At 71.2% G+C, this 14,285-nt stretch carries 10 protein-coding genes and 1 tRNA gene; 8 read left to right on the forward strand and 3 right to left on the reverse strand.

Annotated features, from left to right (window positions below; genetic code table 11):
• Positions 1 to 98: 98 nt before the first annotated feature.
• A tRNA-Lys gene (locus VGD32_RS11830) sits at positions 99 to 175 on the reverse strand.
• A 109-nt stretch (positions 176 to 284) separates the two neighbouring features.
• Between VGD32_RS11830 and VGD32_RS11835 the strand changes: the two genes are divergently transcribed.
• Complete coding sequence (locus tag VGD32_RS11835; protein ID WP_331032086.1) at positions 285 to 1,367, forward strand: CaiB/BaiF CoA-transferase family protein; 1,083 nt, start codon at positions 285 to 287, stop codon at positions 1,365 to 1,367.
• Positions 1,368 to 1,379: 12 nt separating this feature from the next.
• Here the strand turns inward: VGD32_RS11835 and VGD32_RS11840 are convergent, their stop codons facing one another.
• Positions 1,380 to 3,110, reverse strand: a complete 1,731-nt coding sequence (locus tag VGD32_RS11840; RefSeq protein WP_331032087.1) for an ATP-binding protein — start codon at positions 3,108 to 3,110, stop codon at positions 1,380 to 1,382.
• A gap of 137 nt (positions 3,111 to 3,247) precedes the next feature.
• On the opposite strand from VGD32_RS11840, the gene VGD32_RS11845 reads away from it, so the two are divergent.
• From VGD32_RS11845 to VGD32_RS11855, 3 genes are all read left to right on the forward strand, one after another.
• Positions 3,248 to 3,499: a hypothetical protein gene (locus VGD32_RS11845; RefSeq protein WP_331032088.1), complete on the forward strand. Its 252-nt coding sequence runs from the start codon at positions 3,248 to 3,250 to the stop codon at positions 3,497 to 3,499.
• A gap of 113 nt (positions 3,500 to 3,612) precedes the next feature.
• Positions 3,613 to 5,403 carry an autotransporter assembly complex family protein gene (locus VGD32_RS11850; RefSeq protein ID WP_331032089.1) on the forward strand — a complete coding sequence of 597 codons (1,791 nt, stop codon included), beginning with the start codon at positions 3,613 to 3,615 and terminating at the stop codon, positions 5,401 to 5,403.
• Entirely contained in the window at positions 5,400 to 9,623 is a 4,224-nt protein-coding gene (locus tag VGD32_RS11855; RefSeq protein WP_414644418.1) for a translocation/assembly module TamB domain-containing protein, read from the forward strand. The genes VGD32_RS11850 and VGD32_RS11855 overlap by 4 nt, the downstream gene beginning before the upstream one ends.
• Before the next feature lie 3 nt (positions 9,624 to 9,626).
• Here VGD32_RS11855 and VGD32_RS11860 read toward each other — a convergent pair whose 3' ends face one another.
• Positions 9,627 to 10,148 (reverse strand): hypothetical protein, encoded by a 522-nt coding sequence (locus tag VGD32_RS11860; RefSeq protein ID WP_331032091.1) that lies wholly within the window; start codon positions 10,146 to 10,148, stop codon positions 9,627 to 9,629.
• A 100-nt stretch (positions 10,149 to 10,248) separates the two neighbouring features.
• Between VGD32_RS11860 and VGD32_RS11865 the strand changes: the two genes are divergently transcribed.
• From VGD32_RS11865 to VGD32_RS11880, 4 genes are all read left to right on the forward strand, one after another.
• Positions 10,249 to 11,499: a hydrolase gene (locus VGD32_RS11865; protein ID WP_331032092.1), complete on the forward strand. Its 1,251-nt coding sequence runs from the start codon at positions 10,249 to 10,251 to the stop codon at positions 11,497 to 11,499.
• 4 nt (positions 11,500 to 11,503) lie between these two features.
• Positions 11,504 to 12,511, forward strand: coding sequence for an arginine N-succinyltransferase (locus tag VGD32_RS11870; protein WP_331032093.1), 1,008 nt, complete (start codon positions 11,504 to 11,506; stop codon positions 12,509 to 12,511).
• Positions 12,512 to 12,528: 17 nt separating this feature from the next.
• Entirely contained in the window at positions 12,529 to 13,947 is a 1,419-nt protein-coding gene (gene astD / locus VGD32_RS11875; protein ID WP_331032094.1) for a succinylglutamate-semialdehyde dehydrogenase, read from the forward strand.
• Positions 13,944 to 14,285: N-succinylarginine dihydrolase (locus VGD32_RS11880; protein WP_331032095.1), on the forward strand; the 342-nt coding region annotated here is incomplete at its 3' end. The genes astD and VGD32_RS11880, both read left to right, overlap by 4 nt.

Consider the following 14,285-nt stretch of genomic DNA (forward strand, 5'->3'; position numbering starts at 1 on the left):
GTGGCCTTGGAGGAATGGACGTTCTGATGCGGCATGGGCGGCCTCCTTCGCTGTCTCTCGACAACGGGACCGCCGGGGGCTTGTTCCGGAAAGGGAGGTGGTACGTCCTCTCGGGCTCGAACCGAGGACCCTCTGATTAAAAGTCAGATGCTCTAACCAACTGAGCTAAGGACGCACACCATCAGGGCCCGCATTCGCGGACCGCGACGCGCCTTCTGTTGCAAAGCGCGGCCGGGGTCAAGCGTCGCCTCGACGGTCACGGGCCTGACGGCTAGGGAAAAGCCATGAAACCTTTGTCCGGCGTGAGAATCCTTGAGTTCGACGGTCTCGGCCCGGTGACCTTCGCGGGCATGGTGCTGGCCGATCTGGGGGCCGACGTGCTGCGGCTGACCCGCAGCGCCGCCGCCGGCGCGCCGGCCTTCACCGACGTCGGCGGCGAAGTGCTGCACCGGGGCCGCTCCGCCGTGGACGTGGACCTGAAGAATCCGGCCGACCTGGCCCGGGTGCTCGGCCTGATCGGCTCGGCCGACGCCCTGATCGAAGGCTTCCGGCCCGGGGTGATGGAGCGGCTCGGACTGGGGCCGGAGGTCTGCACCGCCCGCAATCCGCGTCTGGTGTTTGGCCGCGTCACCGGCTGGGGCCAGACGGGGCCGATGTCGCGGCAGGTCGGCCACGATCTCAACTACATCGGCCTGTCGGGGGCTCTGTCTATGATGGGCGAACCAGACCGGCCGCCGCGCCCGCCGCTGAACCTCGTCGGCGACTACGGCGGCGGGGCCATGCTTCTGGTCACCGGTGTGCTCGCAGCCCTGCTGGAGGCGAGGAGCACCGGGCGCGGCCGTGTCGTGGACGCCGCCATGACCGACGGGTCGGCCCTGCTGACCAGCCTGTTTCACGCCCTGGGCGCGCGCGGGCTGTGGGCCGGGGCGCGGGGCGCCAACCTGCTGGACGGCGGCGCGCCCTTCTACCGCTGCTACGCCTGCCGCGACGGCCGGTTCGTCGCCGTGGGAGCGCTGGAGCCGCAGTTCTACGCGGCGCTGCTGCAAGGGCTCGGCATCCCGGCGACCGAGGCGCCGCAGTTCGACCTAGCCGGGTGGGTACGGCTGCACGACCGCTTCGCCGCCATCTTCGCCACACGAGACCGCGACGACTGGGCGGCCCATTTCGCCGGGACTGACGCCTGCGTCACGCCCGTGCTGACTCCGGCCGAGGCGCCGCGCCATCCGCACAATGCGGCGCGCGGAACCTTCGTGGAACAGGGGGTGGTCCAGCCGGCGACCGCGCCGCGGTTCGATGGCGAGGCGGCGACCCCGGAGCCGGAGCGGCCGCCCCTGTCGCTGGATCAGGCGCTCGTCCGCTGGATTTGAAGACAGGCCGGCTCAGGCGACCGCTTCGGCCTCCCGGCCCTCGGCGGCGCAGGCCTCGGCGAGCGTCCGGGCGAGGATGACCGGGTCGATCGGCTTGGTCAGGAAGGCGTGCACGCCGGCCGCGTCCCAGGCGGCGCGGTGGACGTCGAGCGCGTTGGCGGTCAGGGCGACCACCGGGGTCCTCCCGTTGACCGCACCCTGACGGATTCGGCGGGTCGCCTCCAGCCCGTCCATGACCGGCATCTGCATGTCCATCAGGATGGCGTCGAACGGCTCCCTCGCGGCCGCCTCGACCGCCTCGGCGCCGTTCTCGACCAGCGTCAGGCGGCAACCATGCGGCTCCAGCAGCAGGGTGAGGATGCGCCGGTTCACCTCATGATCGTCGGCCGCGAGAATCGATCGGCCCCGCAGGGACCCCTCCATCTCGACCGCGCGCTCCGGCCGCGCCGCCTCGCCCGCGACCGCCTCCACCGGCAGCACGAGGGTGAAGGTCGACCCCTCCCCTTCGGTGCTGGCGACCGTCAGCTCTCCTCCCATGATCTCGGCCAGCTTGCGGCTGATCGACAGACCCAGGCCGGTGCCGCCATGGTGGCGGGTGGTGCCGACATCCGCCTGTTCGAAGCTGTTGAACACCTGGGCCAGACGGGCGGCGGGGATGCCGCAGCCGGTGTCGGACACCGCCACCGACAGGCGGGCGCCGTCCCAGTCGACCGAGACGACGATCTCGCCATGCGCGGTGAACTTCACCGCGTTCGAGAGCAGGTTAAACAGAATCTGCTGGAAGCGGAGAGGGTCGGTCCTGACCGCTTCCGGCGCGGCGGGATCGACACGCAGGGTCAGGCGGACGCCGTTGGCGCGCGCACGCGGCTCCCACAGGCGGTTCAGCATCGCCAGCCGTTCGCGCACGATCATCTCGGCGCTCTCCAGCTCCATCTTGCCGGCCTCGATCTTGGAGAAGTCGAGCACGTCGTTGAGCAGGCCCATCAGCACGTCGCCGGCGTCGATCAGCATCGACACATGCTCACGCTGACGGGTGTCGAGCCGCGTCTGTCGCAGCAGGTTGGCGGCCGAGATCACGGCGTTCATTGGTGTGCGGATTTCGTGGCTGACCACGGCGAGGAAGTCGGACTTGGCGGCGCTGGCCACCTCGGCCTTCTGCCGGGCGCGCTGCTCGGCGTCCCTGGCCGCCTGCAGCGCGGTCGTGGTCATCGAGCTCTGGCGCACGGCGACGACGAGATGGCTCATGTAGAGCACGCCTCCGATGGCGATCAGCAGTTCGTACCAATTGCCCGCCGACACCGCCCCGAAGACCGGCAGGCCGAGAAAGAAGGCGGCGTGCGAGGCGACGGCCGAGATCAGGATCGGCCTCACGTGGTGCATGTGCAGGCTGACGTGCAGCAGCCCTCCGGCGCACTGGACCATCGCGAAGATCCGTCCGGCCTCCCCGCCCTCGAACCAGAGGTAGGCCGTGATGCCGGCGTAGACCACGACGCTCAGGACCGTGGTCGCGCAGCACAGCACCAGATAGGGAAGGTCCGGGGACCAGGCCGGATCGAGGCGGAACCGGCGGAAAACAGCCCAGTCGATCGCCTGCGTCGCCAGAACAGCGCCGAACCAGGCCAGCGGCCAGATCGTCGGGGTCACCACCCAGGCCGTGGCGCCGATGAACGCGGCGAGCGCGATACGGGTGGTCAGTTCCCGGTAACGCACCTGCGAAACCATGGCGTAGGCGGTCGCCGTCATAGAAGTCCCTCCAGTTCGCCACCTTCGCGCGAATTGGAAAAGGATTGGTTGCCGCGCGTGATGACCGCAGGCGCGATCTTGGCTATGGAACAGGCTATACCGCCGCGCGTTGGAACGCCGATCCGGGGAGCTGCCAGATGAATCGCCTTTTCACCCTTGTCGCCATGGCCGGCGCGGTCGCCCTGACCGCCTGCGACGACCCGCGCCCTGCCGAGCCCGAAGTGCTGGACGCGCCGATGGCAGAGCCTGTCGCGCCGTCCGCGGAAACCGCGCAGGAGCCGATCGCGGCCCCCAGCGCCACCGACACCCCGCCGAATGAAGCCGCGCCCGCGGAGAAGCGCACCTCGGAGGAATCGGTCCAGCCCGACAGCGAGACGCTGTTCTACTGAGGTGACCAGCAGGGCGGCGCCGCATTGGCGCCGCCGGCGGATGCGAATGTGCACGCGCCGCCAATCGAAGGGGGCGCCCGCCCGCTGACCAAGCCGCTGACGAAGGTTCCAGTTTGACGCCGAGGCCCGCCCTGTTTCTTTCCAGCGTGGCCGGGTTCGCGCTGCTGGCTTCGGCCGCCGCCGCGGACCCGCGCGCCGAGGTTCGGGGCGAGATGGACGCCGAATTGCGGGCCCAGATCCAGCGGGCGATCGGCGAGGTCGACGGCCCGCCCTCGAATCGGTTCGAGGCCCGCCGGCGCGCGCGCGGCGCGCTCGAGGCGGCCGAGGCCCTGCTGCGCTCCGAGGGCTACTACCAGCCGGTGCTCGAGGACGTGGTCGAGGGCGAGGAGACGCCGGTTGCCATCGTGGATATCGCGCCGGGCCCCCGATTCGTCCTGACCGAGCCGATCGTCAACTGGGCCGAGCCGCCGCCTGCGCCGCCGCTGGTCGAGGAAGTCCGCGGCGATATCGGCCTGAAGGCGGGAGACCCCGGCCGGGCGGTGGACGTCATCTCCGCCGAGGGACGGCTCGTGGCCGGCCTGACCCGGCGCGGCCATGCCGACGCCCGGGCCGATCCCCGCCGGGTCGTGGTCGACCACGCCGCCCTGACCGTATCGCCGACCTACAACATTGTCGCCGGGCCGCTGGTGCGCCTCGACGGGGTGCGGCTGGAAACCCGTGGCCCCACCAACCCGAACTGGGTCGCCGGTCTGGCCCCGTGGTCCGAGGGCGAGGTCTACGACCCCGAAGACGTGGCCGAGCTGGAGCGCCGGCTGCTGGAAACCGGCGTCTACGACGGCGTCGGCGTGGCCCTCGCGCCCGCGGATCAAACCAATGCAGACGGTAACCGGCCGATCGTCGTCACCCTGACCGACCGCCCGAGGCGCATTCTTGAGGCGGGCGCGACCTTCTCCACCGCCGAGGGTTCCGGCGTCGATCTGCTGTGGACCTGGCACAACCGGTTCGGCCGGGCCGACACCCTGGTGTGGCAGGCGCGGGCGGCCGACGTCGACAGCCGGCTGGGCGTCGACCTTCGTCTGCCGCACTGGCGCAAGCCGGGCCAGACGCTGAAGCTTTCGGCGGCGGTGCTGAACGAGGACACCGACGCCTATCGCCGGACCGCCGTGGCCGCGGCCGCCGATCTCCAGCAGCGCGTCGGCAAGACCTCCTGGTTCAGCTACGGCCTGGGCCTGGACGCGGGCAAATACGACGAGAACCGCTTCGATCCGGTCACCCAGCTGCCGATCAATTTTGAGCGCGACCTGGTCATTCTCACCGGCCGGGCCAGCGCCTACCTCGACTATTCGAACGATCCCCTCGATCCGACCACCGGCTGGCGCGTGACCGCCTCGGCCCAGCCGACGGCGGTGACCGGCGAGGACACCACCCTGTTCCTGAGGGCCGAGGCCCAGGTCACCGCCTATCTGCCGGTGCAGGACAATGCGAAGACCGTTCTCGCCGGCCGGGTGCGGCTCGGATCCATCCTCGGCGGCGCCGAGCTGACCGTGCCGTCGGACCGTCTGTTCTATTCCGGCGGCGGCGGCTCTGTGCGCGGCTACGAATATCAGGGGGTCGGTCCGCGCCTGCCGGACAATACGCCGCGCGGCGGCCTGAGCCTGTTCGAGGCGTCCGTCGAGGTGCGGCGCGACCTGTTCCGGAAATTCCAGGCGGTGGCCTTCATCGACGCCGGCGCGATCGGCTTCCAGGAGACGCCGAACTTCAACAACCTGCGCTACGGCGCCGGCTTCGGCGTGCGCTACAGACTGCCGTTCGGCCCGATCCGCGCCGATGTGGCCTTCCCGCTCGACAAGCGCGACGGCGACGCCGACTTCCAGGTCTACGTCAGCATCGGACAGGCGTTTTGACCGAGGCGCCGCCCCCACCGGAAGCGCCTGAACCGCCGGCCGTGACGGCGCGGAAGAAGCGCACGCGGCTGCAGGCCCTCGCCTTCTTCGGCGGCATGGGCGCGGCGGTGCTGGCGGCCCTGTTGCTCATCACGGCCGTCGGCGGACGAATGTATCTGCTCTCGGACTCCGGGCGCGGGCTGGTGACCAGTTTCGTGGCGGGCAAGAAGCTGGGCCGCTACGGCCGCATCAACGTCGAGGGCGTGCGCGGCGATCTGTTCGACGACTTCACCATCGACCGGGTGACGGTGACCGACGCCGACGGGGTGTGGCTGGAGGCGCACAAGGTGCGGGTCGACTGGGATTGGTGGCCCCTGATCACGCGCCGGTTCCACGCCACCGCCGTCGAAGCCGACGTGGTCCGTCTGATCCGCCGGCCGCTGGTCGAGCCGCAGACGGAGCCGCCGGGCCCGCAGCCGCTTTCCGTCGACATCGACCGGTTCGCCGCCGATGTCGAACTGCTCGAGGGTTTCAGCAAGGAATACGGGCGCTGGAAGCTGGCCGGCGAGGCGCTGGTCCCGCGCAAGGGGCTGAAGCGGGTGACGGTCAACGCCGACAGCAACAGCCGGCCGGGCGACTTCCTGCGCCTGACCGGGGCGATGGGCGAGGATATCGCCGACGCCCGGCTGAACCTGCGGGCGCAGGAGGCGCGCGGCGGGCCGATCGCCGGTGCGCTGGGCTATTCGCCTGACCAGCCCTTCCTCGCCACCGCGATCGTCAATGGCGAGGTGGTCGACGCCGTGGTGCGGAGCGGCGACTTCACCCCGCTGGTCATCAAGGGCCGCTACGGCCCCGAACAGACCCGGATCGCCGGCTACGTCGATTTCTCCGGGTCGGATCTGCTCGACCCGTTTGTGCGCCGGATCGGCCGCACCGCCCGCTTCGCCCTGGCCACCGCGCCGGACCGGAACGAGGACGGCCTGCAGGGGGTTGGATGGCGGCTCGTCGCCGACAATCTCAACTCCAGCGCCAGCGGCCTCATCCGGATCAGCGACCACAGCGTGCCGCAGGGCGTGCGCATCAACGTCTCGACGCCCTCCCTGACGCGGCTTGCCGGCCGCCCGCTCGGCGATGGCGCGGCGTGGTCGGCCCTGTTCCGCGGCGATGCGACGGACTGGACCCTGCGGGGCTCGATCGACGTGCTCGGCGCCAACCTGTCGAGCTACCGCGCCCGACGCATCCGCGGGCCGGTGAACATCCAGGCCCGCGCCGGGCGGTACGATCTCGATGGCGACATCAGCGCGGCGGGCGGCTCGACGGCCGGCATCGTCGGCGGCCTTCTGGGAGCCAGGCCCCGCGTGCAGTTCGAGGCGGCGCGCCTGGCGGACGGCGCCTTCCTGCTGGAACGGCTCGAAGCCACCGGCCAGGCGCTGAAGGTCACCGGCACGGGCGGGCGCAATCTGCTGGGCGGCCTTGGATTCCGCGGCCGGGCTGAGGTCACCGACGCCTCGCGTCTGCGCAAGGGCGCGGACGGGGCGTTCGGCGGCGCCATCGCCGCCTCCATGGCCCGGAGCGGCGCGCCCTGGCAGGTCACGTTCGACGGCCGCGGGCGCGGCTTCAGGCTCGGCGTCGGCGAACTGGACCGGCTGCTGGGCCCGACGCCGCGGCTGCAACTGGTCGGCGCGCTGAACGACGGCCGGGTGGCGATCGATTCGGCGCGGCTGAGCGGCGCGCACGGAAACGCCGCAGCGCGCGGTTTCGTCGAGGGCGACGGCCGGCTGAGGCTGGCGATGAACTGGAACGCGCGCGGGCCCTTCGGCGTCGGTCCGGTCGAGATCGACGGAGCCATGACGGGCAACGGCACGGTCGGGGGCACGCTGGCCCGGCCCAGCGCAGACCTGAAGGCCGCCTTCGGCCGGGTCAGCGCCGGCTCGCTGATCCTGACCGACGCGACCATGGATCTCAGCTTCCGGCGCGGCGCCGACGCCTCGGACGGGCGGGTCTCGGTCGTCGCCGGCTCCAACTATGGGCCGGCCCGGGCCAGCGGAAACTTCTACCTCGGCGGCGAGCGCATCCGCCTGACCGATGTCGATCTGGACGCGGGCGGTGTCGCGGCGCGCGGCGCCATCGCCTTGTCGAACCGCTTCCCGTCCAGCGCCGACCTGACCTTCACGGCCCGTCCGGGAGCCTTCCTCGCCTCGGGCTCCGCGGACGGCCGCATCCGCCTGACCGAGGGCGCGGGAGCCGAGACCGCCATCCTCGACGTCACCGGCCGCAACGTCCGCCTGGCGGGATCGAGCTGGGTGATCCGCACCCTGGACCTCAATGGCCGCGGCACGCTGGAGCGCCTGCCCTTCACGCTCAAGGCCGACGTCGGCGGCCGGACGCCGGTCAGCTTCGACGGGACCGGCGTCTATTCGCGGCAGGCCGCGGCCCAGACGGTGGTGCTGGGGGGCTCGGGCCGCGTGCGTGAGATCGCCTTCGCCACGCGCAATCCAGCGGTGGTGGCCCTCGCCGGCGACGGCCGCGTCGTGCGGGTCGACCTCGGCGTGGGCGGCGGGGTTCTGACCGGCGAACTGCGCCAGGATTCCCGCGCCGCCGTCATCGAGGCCAATCTGACCAGCGTCGAGCTGGGCTCTCTCGCCCCCGACCTGCGCGGTCGGGCGACGGGCCGGCTGTCTCTGCGCGGCGCCGGCGACGACCTGTCGGGCTCGGCGAACGTGTCGCTGGAGGACGTGCGCAGCGTCGACGCGCCGCGAGGCCTGGCCATCGACGGCACGCTGAACGCGGTCCTGCTCGACAACACGCTGCGGGTCCAGGCCCGGGTCGCGGACGAGGGCAATGTGCGGGCCAACGCCGACGTCACCCTGCCGGTCGAGGCCTCGGCCGCGCCGCTGCGGCTGGCCGTCGTCCGCACCCGGCCGATGTCGGGCGAGATCGACATACAGGGCCAGGTGCAGCCGGTCTGGGACCTGTTCCTGGGTGGCGAACGCTCGTTGTCGGGCATCGTCAACGCCCGCGCCACCCTGGCCGGTTCGATCGCCGCGCCCCGCATCAACGGGCGAATGGACCTGTGGCAGGGCGGCTTCCGCGACAACGCCACCGGCCTGCAGCTACGCGACGTGACCCTGGCCAGCCGGTTCGACGACACCACGGCCCTGGTCGAGAGCTTCTCGGCCACCGACGGGTCCGGAGGCACGGTCGAGGGCGATGGCCGGATCGGGCTGCGCGAGGGGTCCGGCTCCAGCGTCGAGCTGACGCTGGCCCGCTTCCGCATCATCGACAACGACATCGCCGTGGCCCGCGCCTCCGGTCCGCTCAGCGTGGTGCGGGCCGAAGACGGCAAGATTCAGCTGACCGGCCGCATCGACATCGACGAGGCCCGCATCCAGGCCAATCCGCCCGGTTCGACCGGCATCGTCCGCATGGACGTGATCGAGATCAACAAGCCGGGCGGCGACATCCCGGAGGCGGAGCAGAACCGGCCGCGCGGCCTGCAGATCGGCATCGACATCGCCCTGCGCTCGCCCGGCGGCGACGTGCGGGTGGTGGGACGCGGCCTGAACGTGGAGATGAACGTCAACGCCCGGGTCACCGGCACGATCAACCAGCCGACGCTGAGCGGGACCGCCCGGGTGGTGCGCGGGGACTACGACTTCGCCGGCAAGCGGTTCGTGTTCGACGACCGCGGCACGGTCACCCTTTCGACCCGCCCCGACCAGATCCGCCTGAACCTGACGGCGACACGGGACGATCCCGCCCTCACCGCCACCATCCGCGCCACCGGCACGGCGGCGCGGCCCGAGATCACCCTGACCTCGACCCCGGCCCTGCCGCAGGACGAAATCCTGTCCCAGGTGCTGTTCGGGCGATCCGCATCGCAGCTGTCGGCCTTCGAGGCGGCGCAACTGGCGGCCAGCGTGGGCGCGCTGGCCGGCGGCGGCGGCTTCGACGTCATCGGCAACCTGCGCGAACTGGCCGGGCTGGACCGGCTGTCGTTCGGCGGCGAGGCGTCCAGCCTGACTGTGGCCGGCGGCCGCTACCTGACCGACGACGTCTATCTGGAAATCATCGGCGGCGGCGAGAACGGCGCAGCCGTGAACGTGGAATGGCAGGTGCGGCGCAACCTGACGGTCAGCTCCAAATTCGGCGGACAGGGCGACGCCAGCCTGTCGATCCGCTGGCGCCGCCAGTCCCGCCAGCCGGGAACCGGTCGCGAGGACCGGCGCCCGAACCGGTAGGTCTCAGTAGGCCTGGGCGTCGCGGAATTTCGACAGGGCGCTGGCCCCGCGGATGCCGGCGATGTGCATGAAGAAGGCCGCCGTCATCAGCACCAGGGTCGTCACCGTGGTCCACATCGGCGGGGCCAAGGAGGCCATGCCGGGCATCGACGAGCCGGTCAGGGACAGGAGCGTGCCGCCGAGCGCCAGTACGACGAGGGCCAGGAAGATGATGGGCAACACCTGATTGGGCTTCAGCCACTGCACTACGGCGAGGATCAGCTGGAGCACGATGACGACCCCGGCCGCCATCAAGCCGAACTGGGCCGCCTGGGCGACCTGTTCCGGCGACTGGACCTGACCGGTCAGATTCTCGATCGCCCGCTGCGACGCCTCGGCCCCCCCGTTCGCGGAATACCAGGCCCCGACCGAGTCGCGCACCGCGCCCAGCACCATGCCGACGGCGCTCAGCCGGGCCGCGGCCAGCGCCGCCTCCTTGGTGTCGATGGCCCCCGCAGGGTTCATCGCCTTGATCCAGTCCGTCATCGTTTCCTCCCTCGTGACGCCTGACCCTATCGCGCCGGAAGGCGGGTGGATACCGCGTCGCCTTCACCTTTGCCGCCCGCGCGGCTAGGGTCCGGCCCGCATGCGGATTCTCCCCCACGATCAGACCGTGCTCGACCATGTCGCGGCGCGCGCGACGGCCATCGTCGGCCGGGCGGTCGAGTGGGCCAACGTCAACTCCAGCAGCCGCAACGCCGCCGGGCTGGCCCGCATGCTTGATCTGCTCGAGGCCGCCGCCGCGCCGCTTCAGGCCGAGGTCGGGCGCCTGCCCACGGCCGGTTCGAGCAGCGTCGGCGACGACGGTGCGGTACGGCCCGAGGTCCACGCCGACGCCCTGCGAATCCGCATCCGCCCGGACGCGCCGGTGCAGGTCGTCCTGACCGGCCACTACGACACCGTCTTCCCGGTCGACAGCGCGTTTCAGACCGTGACCACGCGCGCGGACGGCGCTCTAAACGGTCCCGGCGTAGCCGACATGAAGGGCGGGATCAGCGTCATGCTGGCGGCGCTCGAGGCGTTCGAAACCCATCCCGACAGGGCGCGCGTCGGATGGACGGTGCTGCTGTCGCCCGACGAGGAGATCGGCTCGCCCGGCTCGGCCCCGCTGCTGGCCGAACTCGGTGCGCGCGCTCACCTCGGCATGACCTATGAGCCTGCGCTGGCCGACGGCACGCTGGCGGGCGCGCGCAAGGGCAGCGGCAACTATCATCTGATCGTCACCGGCAAGGCGGCCCACGCCGGGCGGGCCTTCGACGAGGGCGCCAACGCCGTGGCCGGCGCCGCCATCCTCGCCGCCCGTCTGCACGCCCTCAACGGCCGCCGCGAAGGCGTCACCGTCAACGTGGCGAAGATCGCCGGCGGCGGACCGCTGAACGTGGTCGCCGACAACGCCGTGGTCCGCTTCAATGTCCGGGTTCCGGACCGGACGGCGTCGGACTGGATCGAGGCGACGGTGCGCGAGATCGCGTCGGAACCGCCCTTCCCCGGCCTCTCGCTGGCCCTGCACGGCGGCATGACCCGCGCGCCCAAGCCGATGGACGCCTCGCAGACAGCCCTGTTCGAGGCGGTGCGGGAGACAGGCGCCCTGCTCGGCCAGAGCATCGTATGGAAGCCGTCCGGCGGGGTCTGCGAGGGCAACAACCTGCACGCCGCCGGCCTGCCGAACATCGACACCCTCGGCGTTCTCGGCGGCGACATCCATTCGGACCAGGAGTTCGCCTGGCCGGCCAGCTTCGTCGAGCGCGCCCGGCTCAGCGCCCTGATCCTGTGCAAGATCGCCTCGGGCGAGATCGACGCCCTCAAACTGAAGTCCCTGCGTCTGGAGACGATGTAACCCCATGCTCGTCGTCCGCCCCGCCGGTCCCGCCGACCTCGATCACCTGCTCGAACTGGCCATCCTCAGCGGGCCCGGCTTCACCAGCCTTCCCGAGGATCCCGACCAGTTGGCGGAACGCCTCGAGCTCGGCCGCGACAGCTTCTCGGGCAAGCTGGCGCCGCAGGACTGCTGGTACACCCTGATGCTGGAGGAGTCGGACACCGGCGACGTCGACGGCGTGGGCTCGGTCAAGGCGGCGGTGGGCCTCGATCGCCCTTTCTTCTCGTTCCGGCTGGTCAACAACACCCAGTCGTCGCCGTCGCTGGGGGTCAAGCTGGACCACCAGACCCTGGTGCTGGTCAACGAATGCACCGGCTGGACGGAAGTCGGGTCGCTGTTCCTCAAGGCCGACCGGCGCAAGGGGGGCGCGGGCCGCCTGCTCAGCCAGTCGCGCTACATGCTGATCGGCGCCCAGCCGGAGCTGTTCGCCGAGTCTGTGCTGGCCGAACTGCGCGGCGTGTTCACGCCCGACGGCGCCTGTCCGTTCTGGGACCATGTGGCGCACAAATTCTTCCCGATGGAGTTCGACGACGCCGACCGCATGACGGGCTCGACCGACAAGCAGTTCATCCTCGACCTGTCGCCGCGCCACCCGATCTACGTCGAACTGTTGCCGGAACCCGCCCGGGCCGTGATCGGCAAGGTCCATCCGCAGGGCGTGCCGGCCATGGCCCTGCTGGAGAGCGAGGGCTTCCGTCCCAACGGTCTGGTCGACATCTTCGACGCCGGCCCGACCGTCTGCTGCGACCGCGACAATATCCGCACCGTCCGCGACGCCCGCCGCCTGACCGCCCGCATCGCCGACGAGGTCGAGGCCGAACTGCCGGCGCTGATCTCCACCGACAGCGTCGCCGCCTTCCGGGCTGTCCGCCAGCGGGCGGCGGTCGAGGGCGACACGGTGACCCTGAACCGCGAGACCGCGGAGGCCCTCAAGGTGCGCTCCGGCGACACCGTGCGGGTGAAGTCGTGAGCCCCCATCTGGACCCCATGAGCACGTTCCGATCCATCGATCCCGCCACTGGCGAAAGCGTCTGGGAGGGCGCCGCCGCCTCGCCCGCAGAGGTCCAGGCCACCGTCGACCGCGCCCGCGCGGCCTTCCCCGACTGGGCGGACCGCCCGCGGCAGGACCGTATCGACGCGGTGAAACGCTACCAGGCCGTGCTGAAGGCCCGCGCGCCGGCGATGGCCGAGGCCATCAGCCGCGAGACCGGCAAGGCCCTGTGGGAGACCACGGCCGAGCTCGCCGCCATGCAGGGCAAGGTCGACATCTCGATCCGCGCCTATGACGAGCGTACCGGCGAGCGCACGGCCGAAACCGCCTTCGGCCACGCCACCCTGCGTCACCGCCCGCACGGCGTCGCTGCGGTTCTGGGCCCGTTCAACTTTCCCGGCCACCTGCCCAACGGCCATATAGTACCCGCCCTGCTGGCCGGCGACACCGTGGTGTTCAAACCGTCCGAAGAGACTCCCCTGACCGGTCAGCTGATGGCCGAGGCCTTCGAGGCCGCCGATCTTCCGGCCGGCGTCGTCAATGTGGTGCAGGGCGGGCGCGACACGGGCGCGGCCCTGCTGGACAGCGGCATCGACGCCCTGATGTTCACCGGCTCGGGCGCGGCGGGAGCGCACTTCCGGCGCAAGTTCGCCGACGATCCGCACGTCATCCTCGCCCTCGAACTGGGCGGCAACAATCCGCTTGTGGTCTGGGACGCCGCCGACGCGCAGGCCGTGGCCGGGATCGTGGTCCAGTCTGCCTTCATCACCACCGGCCAGCGCTGCTCCTGCGCCCGCCGCCTGATCCTGCCCGAGGGGCCGCAGGGCGACGCCATCGTCGCAGCCGTGGAATCAATCGTTGATCGGTTGATCTTCGGGCCGTGGAATTCGTCGCCCGAACCCTACGCCGGGCCTCTCATTTCGGTGAAGGCGGCCGAGGCCGCGCTCACTGCGCTGCAGGACCGCATCGATAGGGGCGCGAAGGTGATCCGCGCCTCGGGACCGGTCGGCAACCTGCCCGGCGCCTTCGTCAAACCGGCGATCATCGACGTCACCGGCGTCGCTGTGCCCGATGAGGAGATGTTCGCCCCCTTCCTGTCGGTGACCCGCGTCCCATCGTTCGAGGCGGCCATCGCCGAGGCCAACGCCACCCGCTACGGCCTGTCCGCCGGCCTGGTCAGCGACGACCCCTTCCTGTGGCAGCGCTTCATCCGCCGCATCCGCGCCGGTGTGGTCAATTTCAACCGCCCGACCACCGGCGCCGCGGGCGACATGCCTTTCGGCGGCCTCGGCGCCAGCGGCAACCACCGCCCCAGCGCCTACTACGCCGCCGACTACTGCGCCTATCCGGTGGCCAGTTTCGAGGCCGAGACGGTGAAGAATATCGAGAGCGAGATCAAGGGATTGAGGGCGTGAGCTCGCGCGCCGTCGAAGCCAACGCCGACGGCCTGATCGGGCCGACCCATTCCTATGCGGGCCTGTCGCCGGGCAATCTCGCCTCCAGCCTCAACAAGGGCGAGGCGTCGAACCCGCGCGCGGCGGTCCTGCAGGGCCTCGACAAGATGAAGCGGCTGGCCGACTTGGGCCTGCCCCAGTTCGTGCTGCCGCCGCACGAGCGGCCGAACATTCCCTTCCTGCGCAGCCTCGGCTTCACCGGCTCCGACGCCGCCGTGCTGGAGCAGGCGTGGAAGGATGCCCCGTCCTTCGCCGCCGCCGCCTGTTCGGCCTCGCCGATGTGGGCGGCCAACGCCGCC

The organism is Brevundimonas sp., from assembly GCF_036402095.1.
In the GTDB taxonomy this organism is placed as follows: domain Bacteria; phylum Pseudomonadota; class Alphaproteobacteria; order Caulobacterales; family Caulobacteraceae; genus Brevundimonas.

Excerpts from the sequence above, each read along its gene's own strand:
- VGD32_RS11835 (WP_331032086.1), top strand. The coding sequence starts at position 285 with ATGAAACCTTTGTCCGGCGTGAGAATCCTTGAGTTCGACGGTCTCGGC.
- VGD32_RS11840 (WP_331032087.1), bottom strand. The coding sequence starts at position 3,110 with ATGACGGCGACCGCCTACGCCATGGTTTCGCAGGTGCGTTACCGGGAA.
- VGD32_RS11845 (WP_331032088.1), top strand. The coding sequence starts at position 3,248 with ATGAATCGCCTTTTCACCCTTGTCGCCATGGCCGGCGCGGTCGCCCTG.
- VGD32_RS11860 (WP_331032091.1), bottom strand. The coding sequence starts at position 10,148 with ATGACGGACTGGATCAAGGCGATGAACCCTGCGGGGGCCATCGACACC.
- VGD32_RS11865 (WP_331032092.1), top strand. The coding sequence starts at position 10,249 with ATGCGGATTCTCCCCCACGATCAGACCGTGCTCGACCATGTCGCGGCG.
- VGD32_RS11870 (WP_331032093.1), top strand. The coding sequence starts at position 11,504 with ATGCTCGTCGTCCGCCCCGCCGGTCCCGCCGACCTCGATCACCTGCTC.
- astD (WP_331032094.1), top strand. The coding sequence starts at position 12,529 with ATGAGCACGTTCCGATCCATCGATCCCGCCACTGGCGAAAGCGTCTGG.